The sequence below is a fragment of the Janthinobacterium sp. UMAB-60 genome, from assembly GCF_900095235.1.
GTDB lineage: Bacteria > Pseudomonadota > Gammaproteobacteria > Burkholderiales > Burkholderiaceae_D > Janthinobacterium.
Genome location: NZ_LT607485.1, coordinates 275,319 through 290,770, shown reverse-complemented (window position 1 = coordinate 290,770; position 15,452 = coordinate 275,319). Strand labels below are relative to the sequence as shown.

The following is a 15,452-nucleotide window of genomic DNA, read 5'->3' as shown; positions in this document are numbered from 1 at the left end:
TTACCTCAACGGAGAGAACCACCATGCAAATGACGATCACGCGCGCGGGCACGACTGGCATGCGCCTGTGCACCTTGCTGGCCTTGGCAGCCTGCGGCAGCAACCATGCGCCGGAAGAACTGAACCAGATTCCCGGCTACCTGGGCACCATCACGCGCGCCGACTACGACGGCAAGACGAACGATCTGCTGACGGCCGGCCTGGGCAAGACGGGGCTGGCGGGCGCCACGCCCTTGTATGCGAATGCCGAACAGCCGACGCCGCTCGAACTGCGCCGCAATGCGATCCACGCCAACTACCGCGCCGTGCTCGACATCGCCGCCAACAGCGGCTACGGCACCCTGTACGGGCCGAACGTGGATGCGTCCGGCAATGTGGGCAGCGGTGAAGGCTTGATTCCTGGCAGCGAATACATCGCCTATGCTGATGATGGCACGGGCAAGAAGAATGTCACCTTGATGGTGCAGGTGCCGGCCAGCTTCGACCCGGACCGTGCCTGCATCGTCACGGGCACATCGAGCGGCTCGCGCGGCATCTACGGCGCCATCGGCAGCTCCGGTGAATGGGGCTTGAAGAAGGGTTGCGCCGTGGCGTATGCGGACAAGGGTTCCGGCACGGGCCTGTATGTGTTCGAGGACGACAGCGTCAACCTGCAGAACGGCGTGCGCGCGGGCAGGGTGGCTGCCGGCAAGAGCGCGCTCTTCGCGCCGGACTTGAGCGACGCGGAGCGGCTGGCCTGGGTCGGGGCCAACCCGAACCGCATCGCCTTCAAGCATGCGCACTCGCAGCAGAACCCGGAGAAGGATTGGGGCAAGGTCACCTTGCAGGCGGTCGAGATGGCGTATTACGTCTTGAACGAACGCTACGGCGTGCTGGCCCGCGACGGCAGTTCGCGCATCGTGCGGCTGACGCCGAAGAACACCATCACGATCGCGTCGAGCATTTCCAACGGCGCCGGCTCGGCCCTGCTGGCGGCGGAACAGGATAGCAAGGGCTTGATCAGCGGCGTGGCGGCCAGCGAGCCGCAAGTGCAACCGCAGCCGTCCACGGCTTACAGCGTGCGCCAGGGTGGGGTGGTAGTGAACGCACCGGGGCGCGCGCTGTTTGACTACGCCACCTATGCGGCGCTGTACCAGCCATGCATCGCTTCCGTGGCCGGCAATGCGGGACGCTGCACGGCGCTCGTCAGCAAGGGGCTATTAAACGGCGCCGATCTGGCGGCGCAGCAGGCGGACGCGAAGCAGCGCTTGCGCGCGTATGGCTGGCTGATCGATTCCGATCCGCTGCAGGCGGCGCACGCGGGCACGAATATCCTGGTGGCCGTCACATATGCGTATGCTTACGGGAAATTTTCCGTGACCGATAAAGTATGCGGTTTCACGTTTGCGCAGACGGATGGCGGCGGCAACCCGATTGCGTTTACCTTGGCGCAAAAGGCGGCCAGCTTTGCCGCGCAAAACGGCATCCCCGGCAGTGTCGTGTACGAGAACAGCGTGGGCGGCGCCAAGGGCTACACGGCCGGCGTGTCACCCTCGACCAGCCTGGCGGACCAGTCGCTCGATGGCTTCCTGTGCCTGCGCAGCCTGGCGACGGGGCGCGACGCCGTCAGCGGCGCCAATTTGCAGGGCACCCTGGCCGGGCAGAGCGTGCGCGTGCGGACAGGCATGGCCGAGGTAGCGGCCAGCGGCCAACTGAACGGCAAGCCGGCCATCATCGTGCACGGCCGTAGCGATACCCTGATTCCCGTCAATCACGCTGCGCGCGCCTATCTTGGCCTGAACGCCGCCGTGGAAGGCAGCAATAGCAAGCTGCGCTATATCGAGGTGACCCATGCCAACCACTTCGATTCCTTCAGCAGCGCCTTGCCGACCCTGATCGTGCCGCTACACGTGTACCTGAACCGGGCGCTCGATGCCATGTATGCGCATTTGTCTGCCAAGCAAGCCTTGCCGCCATCGCAGGTGGTGCGCACGGTGACGCGCGCCGATGCGTCGACCTTGATCACGACTGTCAACGTGCCGGCGATAGCGTCGACGCCGGCGGCAGGCAATGCGATCAGTGTGACGGGGACGGTGGTGGATGTGCCCGACTGAGTCTCATAGCGCTGCCGCATAGATGGCGCGGGCATCCTCGCGTGTCACGACGCGCGGATTGTTGCCCAGCAATCGCGTCTGCAGCATGGCGCCGTCGGCCAGCCGATCGAGGTCGCTGGCCGCGATGCCCACCTCGCGCAGGGTACGCGCGATACCGGTGGCGCGCGCCAGCGCCTGCATGGCGTCGATCAGGGCCACGGCCCGCGCTTCCTCGCTGCCCACGATGCCGGGCTGCAAGACGGCCGCCAGTTGCGCATACAGCGGCGCCGCGTGGGACAAATTGAAACGCAGCACGTGCGGCAGCACCAGCGCATTCGACAGGCCGTGTGGCACGTGAAACAGTCCCCCGATGGGATAGGCAAGCGCGTGCACGGCGGCCACGGGCGCATTGGCAAACGCTTGGCCGGCCAGCATGGCGCCGAGCAGCATGGCCTGGCGTGCCGGCAAGTTGCTGCCGTCGCGGCAGGCGGTAAGCAGGTTGCTGGAGAGCAGCGACAGCGCCTGCGTGGCCAGCATATCGGACAGGGGATTTTTCAGCAGGCGGCTGGTGTACGCTTCGATCGCATGCACCATCGCGTCGATGCCGGTGGCGGCCGTCACGGCGGGCGGCAAGCCCAGGGTCAGGCTGGCGTCGAGGATGGCCAGGTCCGCATACAGTTGCGGCGCGACCACGCCCATCTTGCTGGTGGCACCCGTGGTGACGATGGCGATGTGCGTCACCTCCGAACCGGTGCCGGCCGTGGTGGGCAATTGCACCAGAGGCAGGCGCTGGCCATGGACATTGCCGATGCCATACAGTTGCGCCAGTTCCTGGCGGCCCGGCGCCAACACGGCGATCAGCTTGGCCACGTCCAGCGAGCTGCCGCCACCGAGGCCGATAATCAGTTCCACGTGAAACATCTGGGCCTGCGCCACACCGGCCAGCACGATGGCTTCCGAGGGATCGGCTTGCACGTCGGCAAAGACGTGTGCTTCGATACCCGCCGCCAGCAGGCTGTGCAGGGGGGCATCGGCCAGGCCCGTGCGCAGGAAGCCCGCGTCGGTGACGAGCAGGGCGCGGCGCACGGTGGGGAAGTGATGGGCGACGTGCGCGCCCAGTTGGGTGGCGGCGCCTGGTTCAACGATCAGATGCGGCACGGTGCGGAACTGGAAGGCGGACATGCGTACTCCTGGCGGGAACGATGACAGCAAGCTTACTCCGCTTTTCCGCCGTGCGCCTGTTTCACGTGGAACCAGAAGCGGGGCTTACTCCCACTCCAGCGCGCCGCGTTTCCATTCATACGCCAGGCCGATGGCCAGCACGCTCAGAAAACCCATGGGGATTCCTCTCAGTGGCTGGACGACAGTTTCATCAGCACGATGCCGCACACGATGAGGACGGCGGCGCACACGCGCATGGTGTTGACTTGCTCGTCCAGAAAGACGATGCCGACGATGAAGGCGCCGACGGCGCCGATGCCGGTCCAGATGGTGTAGGCCGTGCCCAGGGGCAGGGTGCGCATGGCAATCGACAGCAAGCCGAAGCTGGCGATCATCATGACGACGGTAATGACGGAAGGGGTGAGTTTGCTGAAACCCTCGGAGAGTTTCATCGAGTATGCCCACACGACTTCCAACATGCCGGCAATGAGTAAAAGTATCCAGGCCATGGCGGCTCCTTATACAGAGCGGGCCGTCCCGGTGTGTGCCCATGATGGGGGAGGCCGTCCTCCTGGATGATCGTCGCGATGGCCACTGGCGTGACCACGGTTGCGGACGATGCGGCAATTGTAGCAAACATTGCAGGACACTGCAGTCCCTGCAGTCCCCTCCTGGGTCTGCTGCGTGTTCCACGTGAAACAGAAATCACCGCTTCCTTGTCACTGCTGAGTAAAAATTAAGCAAAAATTGGCCCGTGGAAGGTTGCGCTCGCAAAAAGACTCTATAATCGGAGCTCTCTTCCCGCATTTTTACTTGCACTGTTACCTATTTATCATGTTATTTCCTACAGAATTCGACGTCATCGTTGTCGGTGGTGGTCACGCCGGTACCGAGGCGGCCCTCGCTTCCGCCCGCATGGGGCAGAAGACGCTATTGCTCACGCATAATATTGAGACACTGGGCCAGATGTCGTGCAACCCCTCCATCGGTGGCATCGGCAAGGGCCACCTGGTCAAGGAGGTCGATGCCATGGGCGGCGCGATGGCGATTGCCACCGACGAGTCCGGCATCCAGTTCCGCATCCTGAACTCCTCGAAAGGCCCGGCAGTCCGCGCCACGCGCGCCCAGGCCGACCGTATTTTGTACAAGGCCGCCATCCGTACGCGCCTGGAAAACCAGCCGAATCTGTGGCTGTTCCAGCAAGCGGTCGATGACCTGATCGTCGAAGGCGAGCGGGTCGTCGGCGCCGTGACGCAGATCGGTTTGAAGTTCCTGTCGCGCGCCGTGGTGCTGACGGCGGGCACTTTCCTCGACGGCAAGATCCACGTGGGCTTGAATAATTACTCGGCCGGCCGCGCCGGCGACCCGCCGGCCATCTCGCTGTCCGCCCGGTTGAAGGAATTGAAACTGCCGCAGGGCCGCTTGAAAACGGGCACGCCGCCGCGCATCGATGGCCGCACGATCGACTTTTCCGTGATGCAAGAACAGCCGGGCGACCTCGATCCCGTGCCCGTGTTTTCGGTCATGGGCAACACGGCCATGCACCCGCGCCAGGTGCCGTGCTGGGTCACGCATACGAATAGCCAGACGCACGACATCATCCGCGCCGGCCTCGACCGCAGCCCCATGTACACGGGCGTCATCGAGGGCGTGGGCCCCCGCTATTGCCCGTCCATCGAAGACAAGATCCACCGTTTCGCGGGCAAGGAATCGCACCAGATCTTCCTCGAGCCGGAAGGCTTGACGACGCACGAGTTCTATCCGAACGGCATCTCTACGAGCCTGCCGTTCGACGTGCAGATCGCCCTGGTGCAATCGATGAAGGGCATGGAAAACGCCCACATCCTGCGCCCCGGCTATGCCATCGAATACGACTATTTCGACCCGCGCGGCTTGAAGGCCTCGCTGGAAACGAAGGCCGTGGCGGGCCTGTTCTTCGCCGGCCAGATCAACGGCACCACCGGCTACGAGGAAGCGGCCGCGCAAGGCATGCTGGCGGGCCTGAATGCGGCTTTGCTGACGCAGGACAAGGAAGCCTGGGTACCGGGCCGTTCCGAGGCGTATCTGGGCGTGCTGGTCGACGATCTGATCACCCAGGGCGTGCAGGAACCGTACCGCATGTTCACCAGCCGCGCCGAGTATCGCCTGAGCCTGCGCGAAGACAATGCCGACATGCGCCTGACGGAAATCGGCCGCACCCTGGGCTGCGTCGGCGACGCCCAATGGCAAGCGTTCGAGACCAAGCGCGAAGCGGTAGCGCTGGAACTGCAGCGCCTGCGTTCCACGTGGGTCAATCCGCGCATCCTGGCGGCCGCCGAATCGGAACGCATCGTCGGCCAGGCCATCGAGCGCGAGTATTCGCTGGCGGACTTGTTGTGCCGCCCGAACGTCGCCTACGACACCCTGATGGGCATGACGGGCATCGCAGGCCAGGCCCTGGCCGGCCCCGGCGTGGAAGACCCCGCCGTGCGCGAGCAGGTGGAAATCCAGCTCAAATATGCGGGCTACATCGAGCGCCAGAGCAAGGAAATCGAGCGCCACGAACACTATGAAAATCTGGCCTTGCCGGCCGGTTTTAATTACCTGGACATCGGCGCGCTGTCGGTCGAAGTGCGGCAAAAACTCGACAAGCAGCGCCCGGAAACCCTGGGCCAGGCCTCGCGCATTTCGGGCGTGACGCCGGCGGCGATTTCGCTGCTGCTGGTGCACTTGAAAAAGCGCGGCTTCGGTGCCGCGCAGACCACCATTTTAAAGGACGAGGTTGTTGAATGAAGCAGTTTGACCGGGCCGCACTGGCCCCCATTTTGAATGAAGGCATCGCCGCGCTGGAGCTGGACTTGAGCGCGGATCAGACGGAAAAACTGCTCGATTACCTGGCCTTGCTGGCCAAATGGAACAGCGTGTACAACCTGACGTCGGTGCGCGATCCGATGCAGATGCTGACCCTGCACGTGCTCGACTCGCTGGCCGCCGTGCCCGCGTTCGCGGACGCCAAAAACGTGCTCGACGTGGGCGCCGGTGGCGGCTTGCCGGGCATGGTCCTGGCCATCGCGCGGCCCGATATCAAAGTGTCGATGATCGACACGGTGCATAAGAAGACGGCATTCCTGACGCAAGTGAAGGCGGAACTGGGGCTCGCCAACGTCACCGTGTACACCAAGCGCGTGGAACAGCTGGAAGTGCCGCAGAAATTCGACGTGATCACCTCGCGCGCCTTTGCCGACCTGTCCGATTTCGTCAACTGGTCGAACCACGTACTGGCCGAGGGCGGACAATTCATCGCTTTGAAAGGGGTGGCACCGCCAGACGAGAGAGAGAGACTGCCGGCAGACTGGCAAGTGACGCAATTACGCGCCATCCAGGTGCCAGGGCTAAATGCAGAGCGACATCTGGTCTTTATAGCAAGAATGTAAAGGCCGAAAAATTAAATGGTATAAATCATATAAATAGTTTATACGGTATAAATGATATAAACCGTATAAACGATTTATATCGTATAAATGAAATAAATAGTATAAATCGTTTCGGCCGGATGCCGGGGCGCACGATGAAGTTTGCATCTCTTTACAACTAGAAGATACATGGCCAAAATTTTTTGTGTAGCAAATCAAAAGGGTGGTGTTGGTAAAACCACAACAAGCGTCAACCTTTCCGCCGGTCTGGCCAAGTTGAACCAGCGCGTGCTGCTGGTCGACCTCGACCCGCAGGGCAATGCGACCATGGGCGCCGGCATCAACAAGGCCGGCCTCAAGGCGTCGACCTATGAAGTCATGCTGGGCGAGTCCGATGTCAAGACGGCACGCCAGCGTTCGGAAGCGGGGCGCTTCGATGTCTTGCCGTCGAACCGCGAGCTGGCCGGCGCCGAAGTGGAGATGGTCGAACTGGACAACCGCGAACGCCGCCTGAAGGATGCGCTGGCCGAAGTGGACAGCGAATACGACTTCATCCTCGTTGATTGCCCACCGGCATTATCGATGCTGACCCTGAACGGCCTGTGCGCCGCGCATGGCGTGATCATCCCGATGCAGTGCGAGTACTACGCGCTGGAAGGCTTGTCGGACCTGGTCAACACCATCAAGAAGGTGCATGCCAACCTGAACCCGGACTTGAAGATCATTGGTCTCTTGCGCGTGATGTTCGATCCGCGCATGACATTATCGCAACAGGTGTCGGCCCAACTGGAACAGCATTTCGGCGACAAGGTCTTCAAGACCATCATCCCGCGCAATGTGCGCCTGGCCGAAGCTCCATCGTACGGCCTGCCCGGCGTGACCTTCGACCCCAGCTCGAAAGGTGCCCAGGCGTATATCGCCTTCGGCGCCGAGATGGTCGAGCGCATCAAACATATGTAACAAAGGGCGAGCGACTCGCAAGGAATGATGTGAGCGCTTACTCTGAAAACACGATTAGGACAACATGGCTACGAAAAAATTAAAAGGACTGGGTCGCGGACTCGACGCCCTCCTGGGTGGCGGCGGCGACTTCGCCAGCCCGGACACGCATCAACCCTCCAGCTTGCCCGTGTCGCAAATGCAAGCCGGTAAATACCAGCCGCGCACGCGCATGGACGAGGGGGCCCTGAATGAACTGGCCGCCTCGATCAAGGCGCAAGGACTGATGCAGCCGATCCTGGTGCGGCCGATCGGGCAAGACACCCTGAGCGGACTTGTCAAATATGAAATCATCGCCGGCGAACGCCGTTTCCGCGCCTCGCAACTGGCCGGCCTGACGGAAGTGCCGGTGCTGGTGCGCGACGTGGACGACCTGGCCGCCGCCGCCATGGCCCTGATCGAGAACATCCAGCGCGAAGACTTGAATCCGCTGGAAGAGGCGCAGGGTATTCACCGCCTGATCGCCGACTTCAGTTTCACGCATGAGCAAGCGGCCACTGCGCTGGGACGCTCGCGCAGCGCGGTGTCGAACCTGCTGCGCCTGATGAACCTGGCCCATCCCGTGCAGACCATGCTGATGGCCGGCGATATCGACATGGGCCATGCGCGCGCCTTGCTGGCCGTCGATGCGGCCAGCCAGATCACGCTGGCCAACCAGGTCGTCGCCAAGCGCCTGTCGGTGCGCGAAACGGAAAAGCTCGTCACCCGCACGGTCGAGGAAGCGGCCAACCCGGTCGAGCCGCGGCTAAAGGAAAAGTCCGGCGACATCGCGCGCCTGGAAGAAGAGTTGTCCGATGCGCTGGCCACGCCCGTGGTGTTCAAAATGGGCAACAAAGGCCGTGGCCAATTAGTGATCGATTTTGCCGATCTTGACGTGCTCGATGGCTTGTTGACCCGCTTGCGTGGTTAAATAGCAAGCTGTAAAGACAGGGGGAGTGCGGCGTGGCCAATCCGGCCATGCTTTCCAGATGCACCACGTGATTCCTTGATAACACGGCTGGAAGCGGCCAGACAAGCGACTTTGCCATATAGTGGTGCAAATGGCGGCGAATAGTCGGTAAAGCGTCAGTTTCACGCCGCAATCGCCCTGCTGCGGTGCAGCAACGTTTGACTCTATAGATCAAAGCCAACTATAATCCCGTGTCTTTGCGTGTGTAGATTTTTTTGGGAACCTGGCAATTGAGTGATTCACAACAGAGTATTGCCAAGCCCGTCTACAAAGTAGTTGCCTTGCAGCTAGCAATCGTGATCAGCTTTGCCACAGTCACCCTGTTTTTCGGTGGTAGTGTGAGAGGCTGGTCCGCCGCATGCGGCGGTGCGATCGCCGTCGCCGGGAGTCTGGCGTATGCCTTGCTGGTGGTTCGCGGTAGTAGCGACGCCAAAAAGGCTTTTCGCGCGCACTTGCGTGCGGAAATGGTGAAAATATTTATTACAGCGGTGCTGTTTATATTAGCACTGGTGTTGTTTCAGTCGGCCGCCTGGTTATGGCTGATCTTGGGTTTCGCGGTGGCAACCTTAGCATACTGGTTTTCATTGCTCGCTGTTTAATCATTGGTTTTGGGGCCTGTTGTGCTCTGAAACGACAAATCTAAATTCATTATGACCACAGAACACGCTATTGAAGCGGGCCATGCTGCCCCGGCCAACGCCACAGAATACATCAGCCACCACTTGACCCACTTGAAAAGCGCCGATGGCGCCTTCAATCTGGACACCTTCTGGGTGTCTGCCATCATGGGCTTTGTTTTCCTTGCCGTTTTCTACATGGCTTCGCGCCGCGCGACGGCCGGTGTTCCTGGCAAACTGCAAAACTTCGTCGAAATGATCATGGAAATGGTCAATGAAACTATTAATGGGGCCTTCCACGCAAAAAGCAAGATCATCGCGCCGCTGGCCATCACGATTTTCGTCTGGGTCTGGTTGTTGAACGCAATGGACTTCCTGCCGGTTGACCTGCTGCCGACAGTGTTGAGCTGGTTTGGCGTGCACAAGCTGCGCGTGGTGCCGACCGCCGACGTCAACCATACTTTTGGCATGTCGTTGTCGGTCGTTGTGTGCATTATCGCGTTTTCCATCAAGGCCAAGGGCCTGGGTGGCTGGATCAAGGAATTGTTTACCGCGCCTTTCCATGCAAGTGGCATCATCGGCACGATCTTGTTGGCACCAGTTAATTTCTTGCTGCAAATGGTTGAGTTGGTTGCAAAACTGATCTCCCTGTCGCTGCGACTGTTCGGCAATATGTATGCCGGTGAGCTGATTTTCATCTTGATCGCGTTGTTGCCTTGGTGGGCACAGTGGGCGTTGGGTGGTCCATGGGCAATTTTCCATATCTTGATTGTAACTTTGCAAGCTTTTGTGTTTATGGCGTTGACGGTTGTGTATCTGAGCCTTGCGGTTGAGAAACATTAATCAGCAACTTTATATTTTGTTTTTTTAGTATCTTTCGTTTTTAAATTTAGGAGAATTTTATGCAAGCTCTGATCGCACAAGTACAAAGCATGACCGTTCTGGCAGCAGCAATCATCATCGGCCTGGCCGCAATCGGCACCGCTCTGGGCTTCGCTATTCTGGGTGGCAAATTCCTGGAAGCTTCGGCACGTCAACCAGAACTGATGCCACAACTGCAAACCAAACTGTTCGTTATCGCTGGTCTGCTGGATGCTATCTCGATGATCGGCGTTGGTATCGCTCTGCTGTACACGTTCGCTAACCCGTTCCTGGCTCCATTGATGGCTGCTGTTGCTCAGTAATTCGCTCCAATCCTAGGAGAAACTTTTAGTCAGGAGCAAAGGTATGGACATCAATATGTCGCTCATCGGCCAGATGATCACCTTCGCGGTGTTGGTCTGGGTCTCGATGAAGTTCGTATTTCCAGCGCTGAACGCAGCGCTGGATGAGCGTGCCAAACGAATCGCGGATGGATTGGCTGCGGCCGATCAAGGTCAGGCTTCGATGGCTGTCGCTGAGAAGCGTGCGCAAGAGGCATTGAACAGTGCACGTGAAGAAGCGTCGCAACGCGTTGCGGATGCTGAAAAGCGCGCGCAGCTGGTTGCTGAAGAGATCAAGCAAAATGCACAAGCTGAAGCTGCGCGTATCATTGCGCAAGCCCAGTCGGACGCCGAACAGCAACTGTCGAAAGCACGCGAACAATTGCGCGCTCAGGTGGCTGACCTGGCTGTCAAGGGTGCCGAGCAGATCTTGAAGCGTGAAGTCAACGCTACGGCTCACGCCGAAATGTTGCAGCGTCTTGCTGTCGAGCTGTAATCATGGCAGAACTCGCAACCGTCGCCCGTCCCTACGCGGAAGCTTTGTTCCGCGTAGCCCAAGCTGGTAAGGAGTCAAGCAACCTCGCGGCGTGGTCCGAACTGGTGTCCGAACTGGCACAGATCGGTAGCCACCCCGAGGTACAGGCGTACGCGCGCAATCCGAAAGTTTCGGAAAGCGACGTCGCCGCCACCATCCTGTCGTTGTTGAAATCGCCGCTCAATGAAGAGGTCAAAAACTTCGTCACGTTGTTGATCGAAAATGGCCGCATCAGCCTGCTGCCGGAAATCGGCGCGCAATTCCATGCCTTGAAAAATGGTCTGGAAGGTGCGGCTGACGCCGAGATCACGAGCGCTTTCGATCTGAGCGAAGGCCAAACGGCCGAGCTGGTCGCAACGCTGGAAAAGAAATTCAGTCGTAAGCTCAACCCTGCCGTCACAGTGGATCCATCGCTGCTCGGCGGCGTGCGCGTGGTTGTTGGCGACCAAGTGCTCGATACCTCGGTGCGCGCCAAGCTGCAGCAACTGCACGCTGCATTGGTGTCGTAAGACACGCGCTTCGGCAGGCCAGCTAAGACAGACCCTTACCCCTCGCGCAAGCTGAGAGAAACACTTTTAGGAGTTAGTATGCAACTCAACCCATCTGAAATCAGCGAGTTGATCAAGAGCCGGATCCAAGGTCTTGACGGCGGCGCTGAAGTGCGTAATCAAGGCACGGTTATTTCCGTCGCCGACGGTATCTGCCGCATCCACGGTTTGTCGGACGTGATGCAAGGCGAGATGCTGGAATTCCCAGGCAACACGTTTGGCCTGGCAATGAATCTGGAACGCGACTCCGTCGGTTCCGTGATTCTGGGTGCCTACGAGCACATCTCCGAAGGCGACACGGTGAAATGCACCGGCCGCATTCTGGAAGTGCCAATTGGTCCTGAGCTGCTCGGCCGCGTTGTCAACGCGCTGGGTCAGCCAATCGACGGCAAAGGCGCCATCGACACGAAACTGACGGCCGCGATTGAAAAAATCGCTCCGGGCGTGATCGCCCGTGAGTCCGTTTCGCAACCAATGCAAACCGGCCTGAAGTCGATCGATGCGATGGTTCCAGTTGGCCGCGGCCAGCGTGAACTGATCATCGGCGACCGTCAGACCGGCAAGTCGGCTGTGGCGATTGATGCGATCATCAATCAAAAAGGCCAGGGCATGAAATGTATCTACGTCGCGATTGGCCAAAAAGCCTCGTCGATCAAGAACATCGTGCGCTCGCTGGAACAGCACGGCGCGATGGAATACACCATCGTTGTCGCCGCTTCCGCTTCGGAATCGGCCGCCATGCAATACATCTCGCCGTACTCCGGTTGCGCCATGGGCGAATACTTCCGTGACCGCGGTGAAGATGCACTGATCGTCTACGATGATCTGTCCAAACAAGCTGTTGCATACCGTCAAATCTCGCTGCTGTTGCGCCGTCCACCAGGTCGCGAAGCATACCCAGGCGACGTGTTCTACCTGCACAGCCGCCTGCTGGAACGCGCAGCACGCGTGAATGCCGCCTACGTCGAGAAGTTCACCGACGGCGCCGTCAAAGGCAAGACCGGTTCCCTGACGGCACTGCCGATCATTGAAACGCAAGCTGGCGACGTGTCCGCATTCGTTCCAACCAACGTGATTTCGATTACCGACGGTCAGATCTTCCTGGAAACCTCGCTGTTCAACGCCGGTATCCGTCCTGCGATTAACGCCGGTATTTCCGTATCGCGCGTCGGTGGCGCCGCCCAGACCAAGGTCATCAAAAACCTGTCCGGCGGTATCCGTACCGACTTGGCGCAGTACCGTGAACTGGCCGCGTTTGCGCAGTTCGCATCCGACCTGGATGAATCGACCCGCAAGCAGCTGGACCGTGGTGCCCGCGTGACGGAATTGCTCAAGCAAGCCCAGTACTCGCCACTGTCGATCTCGCTGATGGCCGTATCGCTGTTCTCGGTGAACAAAGGCTTCATGGACGACGTGCCAGTCAAGCAAGTGCTGTCGTTCGAAGCTGGTGTCCACGCTTACATGAAGACCAAGCAAGCTGCTCTGCTGGCCAAGATCGAAGAAACCAAGCAACTCGACAAAGACAGCGAAGCAACTCTGTCGGCGGCCATTGCTGATTTCAAGAAATCCGGCGCATATTAAGCGGCCAGGCGGCGCCCACCTCGAGTGAGGCGCCGCCCTACGCGCAGAAGGAGTAAGGACTCATGGCATCAAGCAAAGAGATACGAGGCAAGATCAAGAGCGTAGAGAATACGAAGAAGATCACCAAGGCGATGGAAATGGTCGCCGCGTCCAAAATGCGCAAGGCGCAAGACCGGATGCGGGCCGCTCGTCCCTATAGTGACAAGATTCGGAATATCGCCGCCAATCTGGCGAATGCCAATCCGGAATACACGCACCCGTTCCTGGCAGTTGCCCAGGGTACGCAAGCGAAGGCAGTCGGTTTCATCGTTGTCACGACCGACAAGGGTCTGTGCGGCGGCATGAACACCAACATCCTGCGCCAGGTGACGTCGAAGTCGCGCGAGCTGGAAGCGGCTGGCAACCGGATTGAAGCAGTTGCCATCGGTAACAAGGGTTTGGGTTTTTTGAATCGCATCGGCGTCAAGATCGTCGCTTCTGCCATTCAAACTGGTGATACGCCCCACCTGGACAAATTGATCGGACCTGTCAAGGTCATGCTCGAAGAGTTCCAGGCAGGCAAGCTCGACGCAGTGTACCTGTGCTACACCAAATTCATCAACACGATGAAGCAGGAACCAGTGGTCGAACAGTTGCTGCCCCTGACGGCTGACAAGATGGTCGCCGACAAGAGCGCACACTCGTGGGATTACATCTACGAGCCGGATGCGCAAAGCATCATCGACGAATTGCTGGAGCGCTATGTAGAAGCGCTGGTGTACCAGGCAGTCGCGGAGAATCTGGCGTCCGAGCAATCGGCACGGATGGTCGCGATGAAAGCTGCAAGCGACAACGCGGGTAGTGTGATCGGCGAACTGAAGCTGATCTACAACAAGACCCGCCAAGCTGCGATTACCAAAGAACTCTCCGAAATCGTCGCCGGTGCGGCTGCGGTTTAAACGAATTTAACTATATTGAAGGAACGAACATGGCTGATGGCAAAATCGTTCAGTGTATCGGCGCTGTGGTGGACGTTGAATTTCCCCGCAACGCGATGCCTAAGGTATTTGATGCCTTGAAGATGGCAGGCTCGGAACTGACCCTGGAAGTACAACAGCAGTTGGGCGACGGCATTGTCCGTACCATTGCACTCGGCACGTCCGATGGCTTGCGTCGCGGCATGATGATCCAGAATACCGGCAAACCTATCATGGTGCCAGTCGGTAAAGCAACCCTGGGTCGCATCATGGACGTGTTGGGCAACCCGATCGACGAATGCGGCCCAGTGTCGCACGAGCAAGTCGCGTCGATCCACCGCACCGCTCCTGCATACGACGAACTGTCGCCATCGCAAGAACTGCTGGAAACCGGCATCAAGGTGATCGATCTGGTTTGCCCGTTTGCAAAAGGCGGTAAAGTTGGTCTGTTCGGCGGCGCTGGCGTAGGCAAGACCGTCAACATGATGGAATTGATTAACAACATCGCCAAAGCGCACAGCGGCGTGTCCGTGTTCGCCGGTGTGGGTGAGCGTACGCGTGAAGGTAACGACTTCTACCACGAGATGGCTGACGCGAAAGTGGTCGATCTGGAAAATCCAGAGAACTCCAAAGTGGCGATGGTCTACGGTCAGATGAATGAGCCGCCAGGTAACCGTCTGCGCGTTGCGCTGACCGGCCTGACGATCGCTGAATCGTTCCGTGATGAAGGCAAGGACGTTCTGTTCTTCGTCGACAACATCTACCGCTTTACGCTGGCCGGTACCGAAGTCTCGGCACTGCTGGGCCGTATGCCGTCGGCTGTGGGTTACCAACCGACCCTGGCTGAAGAAATGGGCCGTCTGCAAGAGCGTATCACGTCGACCAAGACCGGTTCGATCACCTCGATCCAGGCCGTCTACGTTCCTGCCGATGATTACACCGATCCGTCGCCTGCTACCACGTTTGCTCACTTGGATTCGACCGTTGCGCTGTCGCGTGACATCGCTTCCCTGGGTATCTACCCAGCCGTGGACCCACTCGATTCGACCTCGCGTCAGCTCGATCCGTTGATCGTTGGTCAAGAGCACTATGACACCGCGCGTGCCGTGCAAACGACCCTGCAACGCTACAAGGAATTGCGCGACATTATCGCGATTCTGGGTATGGACGAGCTGGCACCGGAAGACAAACTGCTGGTTGCCCGTGCACGTAAGATGCAGCGTTTCCTGTCGCAGCCTTTCCACGTCGCTGAAGTCTTTACCGGCGCGCCTGGTAAATACGTTTCGCTCAAAGACACGATCAAGGGCTTCAAAATGATCGCTTCGGGCGAACTCGATCACCTGCCGGAACAAGCGTTCTACATGGTCGGCACGATCGAAGAAGCAATCGAAAAAGCCAAGAAACTTAACTAAGTTAAGTCTGGGCCTAACCCCGCCCTTT

The 15,452-nt window shown here is 59.4% G+C and carries 15 protein-coding genes; 13 read left to right on the top strand and 2 right to left on the bottom strand.

Going from position 1 to position 15,452, the window contains the following annotated elements; translation table 11 throughout:
- The first annotated feature begins 23 nt into the window (after window positions 1-23).
- Window positions 24-2,093, top strand: coding sequence for a D-(-)-3-hydroxybutyrate oligomer hydrolase (locus tag K0F86_RS09305; RefSeq protein ID WP_219134117.1), 2,070 nt, complete (start codon window positions 24-26; stop codon window positions 2,091-2,093).
- A 3-nt stretch (window positions 2,094-2,096) separates the two neighbouring features.
- Here K0F86_RS09305 and K0F86_RS09300 read toward each other — a convergent pair whose 3' ends face one another.
- Together K0F86_RS09300 and sugE are read right to left on the bottom strand one after the other, a co-directional pair.
- Complete coding sequence (locus tag K0F86_RS09300) at window positions 2,097-3,254, bottom strand: iron-containing alcohol dehydrogenase (protein WP_219134116.1); 1,158 nt, start codon at window positions 3,252-3,254, stop codon at window positions 2,097-2,099.
- Between the two features lie 167 nt (window positions 3,255-3,421).
- Window positions 3,422-3,742, bottom strand: coding sequence for a quaternary ammonium compound efflux SMR transporter SugE (gene sugE / locus K0F86_RS09295; protein WP_219134115.1), 321 nt, complete (start codon window positions 3,740-3,742; stop codon window positions 3,422-3,424).
- A 325-nt stretch (window positions 3,743-4,067) separates the two neighbouring features.
- On the opposite strand from sugE, the gene mnmG reads away from it, so the two are divergent.
- From mnmG to atpD, 12 genes are all read left to right on the top strand, one after another.
- On the top strand, window positions 4,068-6,005 hold the full coding sequence (gene mnmG, locus K0F86_RS09290) for a tRNA uridine-5-carboxymethylaminomethyl(34) synthesis enzyme MnmG (RefSeq protein WP_219134114.1): 1,938 nt from the start codon (window positions 4,068-4,070) through the stop codon (window positions 6,003-6,005).
- Window positions 6,002-6,646, top strand: a complete 645-nt coding sequence (gene rsmG / locus K0F86_RS09285; protein ID WP_219134113.1) for a 16S rRNA (guanine(527)-N(7))-methyltransferase RsmG — start codon at window positions 6,002-6,004, stop codon at window positions 6,644-6,646. The genes mnmG and rsmG overlap by 4 nt, the downstream gene beginning before the upstream one ends.
- A 168-nt stretch (window positions 6,647-6,814) precedes the next feature.
- Complete coding sequence (locus K0F86_RS09280) at window positions 6,815-7,585, top strand: ParA family protein (protein WP_096232943.1); 771 nt, start codon at window positions 6,815-6,817, stop codon at window positions 7,583-7,585.
- Window positions 7,586-7,649: 64 nt separating this feature from the next.
- Window positions 7,650-8,534, top strand: coding sequence for a ParB/RepB/Spo0J family partition protein (locus K0F86_RS09275; RefSeq protein WP_219134112.1), 885 nt, complete (start codon window positions 7,650-7,652; stop codon window positions 8,532-8,534).
- A 269-nt stretch (window positions 8,535-8,803) separates the two neighbouring features.
- Window positions 8,804-9,172, top strand: a complete 369-nt coding sequence (locus tag K0F86_RS09270; RefSeq protein ID WP_096232948.1) for an ATP synthase subunit I — start codon at window positions 8,804-8,806, stop codon at window positions 9,170-9,172.
- A gap of 51 nt (window positions 9,173-9,223) precedes the next feature.
- Window positions 9,224-10,033: a F0F1 ATP synthase subunit A gene (gene atpB, locus K0F86_RS09265; RefSeq protein ID WP_096232950.1), complete on the top strand. Its 810-nt coding sequence runs from the start codon at window positions 9,224-9,226 to the stop codon at window positions 10,031-10,033.
- 59 nt (window positions 10,034-10,092) lie between these two features.
- The gene (gene atpE / locus K0F86_RS09260) at window positions 10,093-10,374 is read left to right on the top strand and encodes a F0F1 ATP synthase subunit C (RefSeq protein ID WP_010393790.1); all 282 of its coding nucleotides are present in this window, start codon (window positions 10,093-10,095) and stop codon (window positions 10,372-10,374) included.
- A gap of 43 nt (window positions 10,375-10,417) precedes the next feature.
- On the top strand, window positions 10,418-10,888 hold the full coding sequence (locus K0F86_RS09255) for a F0F1 ATP synthase subunit B (protein WP_219134111.1): 471 nt from the start codon (window positions 10,418-10,420) through the stop codon (window positions 10,886-10,888).
- A 2-nt stretch (window positions 10,889-10,890) separates the two neighbouring features.
- Window positions 10,891-11,436 (top strand): F0F1 ATP synthase subunit delta, encoded by a 546-nt coding sequence (locus tag K0F86_RS09250; RefSeq protein ID WP_071080008.1) that lies wholly within the window; start codon window positions 10,891-10,893, stop codon window positions 11,434-11,436.
- A gap of 78 nt (window positions 11,437-11,514) precedes the next feature.
- Window positions 11,515-13,056 (top strand): F0F1 ATP synthase subunit alpha, encoded by a 1,542-nt coding sequence (atpA, locus tag K0F86_RS09245; protein ID WP_096232956.1) that lies wholly within the window; start codon window positions 11,515-11,517, stop codon window positions 13,054-13,056.
- A 62-nt stretch (window positions 13,057-13,118) separates the two neighbouring features.
- Entirely contained in the window at window positions 13,119-13,994 is an 876-nt protein-coding gene (gene atpG / locus K0F86_RS09240) for a F0F1 ATP synthase subunit gamma (protein WP_070218929.1), read from the top strand.
- A 29-nt stretch (window positions 13,995-14,023) separates the two neighbouring features.
- Window positions 14,024-15,424, top strand: coding sequence for a F0F1 ATP synthase subunit beta (gene atpD, locus K0F86_RS09235; protein WP_071080005.1), 1,401 nt, complete (start codon window positions 14,024-14,026; stop codon window positions 15,422-15,424).
- The last annotated feature ends 28 nt before the right edge of the window (window positions 15,425-15,452 follow it).

What these genes read in the sequence shown, in the direction of transcription:
- K0F86_RS09305 (WP_219134117.1), top strand. Translation starts at nt 24, where the DNA reads ATGCAAATGACGATCACGCGCGCGGGCACGACTGGCATGCGCCTGTGC.
- K0F86_RS09300 (WP_219134116.1), bottom strand. Translation starts at nt 3,254, where the DNA reads ATGTCCGCCTTCCAGTTCCGCACCGTGCCGCATCTGATCGTTGAACCA.
- sugE (WP_219134115.1), bottom strand. Translation starts at nt 3,742, where the DNA reads ATGGCCTGGATACTTTTACTCATTGCCGGCATGTTGGAAGTCGTGTGG.
- mnmG (WP_219134114.1), top strand. Translation starts at nt 4,068, where the DNA reads ATGTTATTTCCTACAGAATTCGACGTCATCGTTGTCGGTGGTGGTCAC.
- rsmG (WP_219134113.1), top strand. Translation starts at nt 6,002, where the DNA reads ATGAAGCAGTTTGACCGGGCCGCACTGGCCCCCATTTTGAATGAAGGC.
- K0F86_RS09280 (WP_096232943.1), top strand. Translation starts at nt 6,815, where the DNA reads ATGGCCAAAATTTTTTGTGTAGCAAATCAAAAGGGTGGTGTTGGTAAA.
- K0F86_RS09275 (WP_219134112.1), top strand. Translation starts at nt 7,650, where the DNA reads ATGGCTACGAAAAAATTAAAAGGACTGGGTCGCGGACTCGACGCCCTC.
- atpB (WP_096232950.1), top strand. Translation starts at nt 9,224, where the DNA reads ATGACCACAGAACACGCTATTGAAGCGGGCCATGCTGCCCCGGCCAAC.
- atpE (WP_010393790.1), top strand. Translation starts at nt 10,093, where the DNA reads ATGCAAGCTCTGATCGCACAAGTACAAAGCATGACCGTTCTGGCAGCA.
- K0F86_RS09255 (WP_219134111.1), top strand. Translation starts at nt 10,418, where the DNA reads ATGGACATCAATATGTCGCTCATCGGCCAGATGATCACCTTCGCGGTG.
- K0F86_RS09250 (WP_071080008.1), top strand. Translation starts at nt 10,891, where the DNA reads ATGGCAGAACTCGCAACCGTCGCCCGTCCCTACGCGGAAGCTTTGTTC.
- atpA (WP_096232956.1), top strand. Translation starts at nt 11,515, where the DNA reads ATGCAACTCAACCCATCTGAAATCAGCGAGTTGATCAAGAGCCGGATC.
- atpG (WP_070218929.1), top strand. Translation starts at nt 13,119, where the DNA reads ATGGCATCAAGCAAAGAGATACGAGGCAAGATCAAGAGCGTAGAGAAT.
- atpD (WP_071080005.1), top strand. Translation starts at nt 14,024, where the DNA reads ATGGCTGATGGCAAAATCGTTCAGTGTATCGGCGCTGTGGTGGACGTT.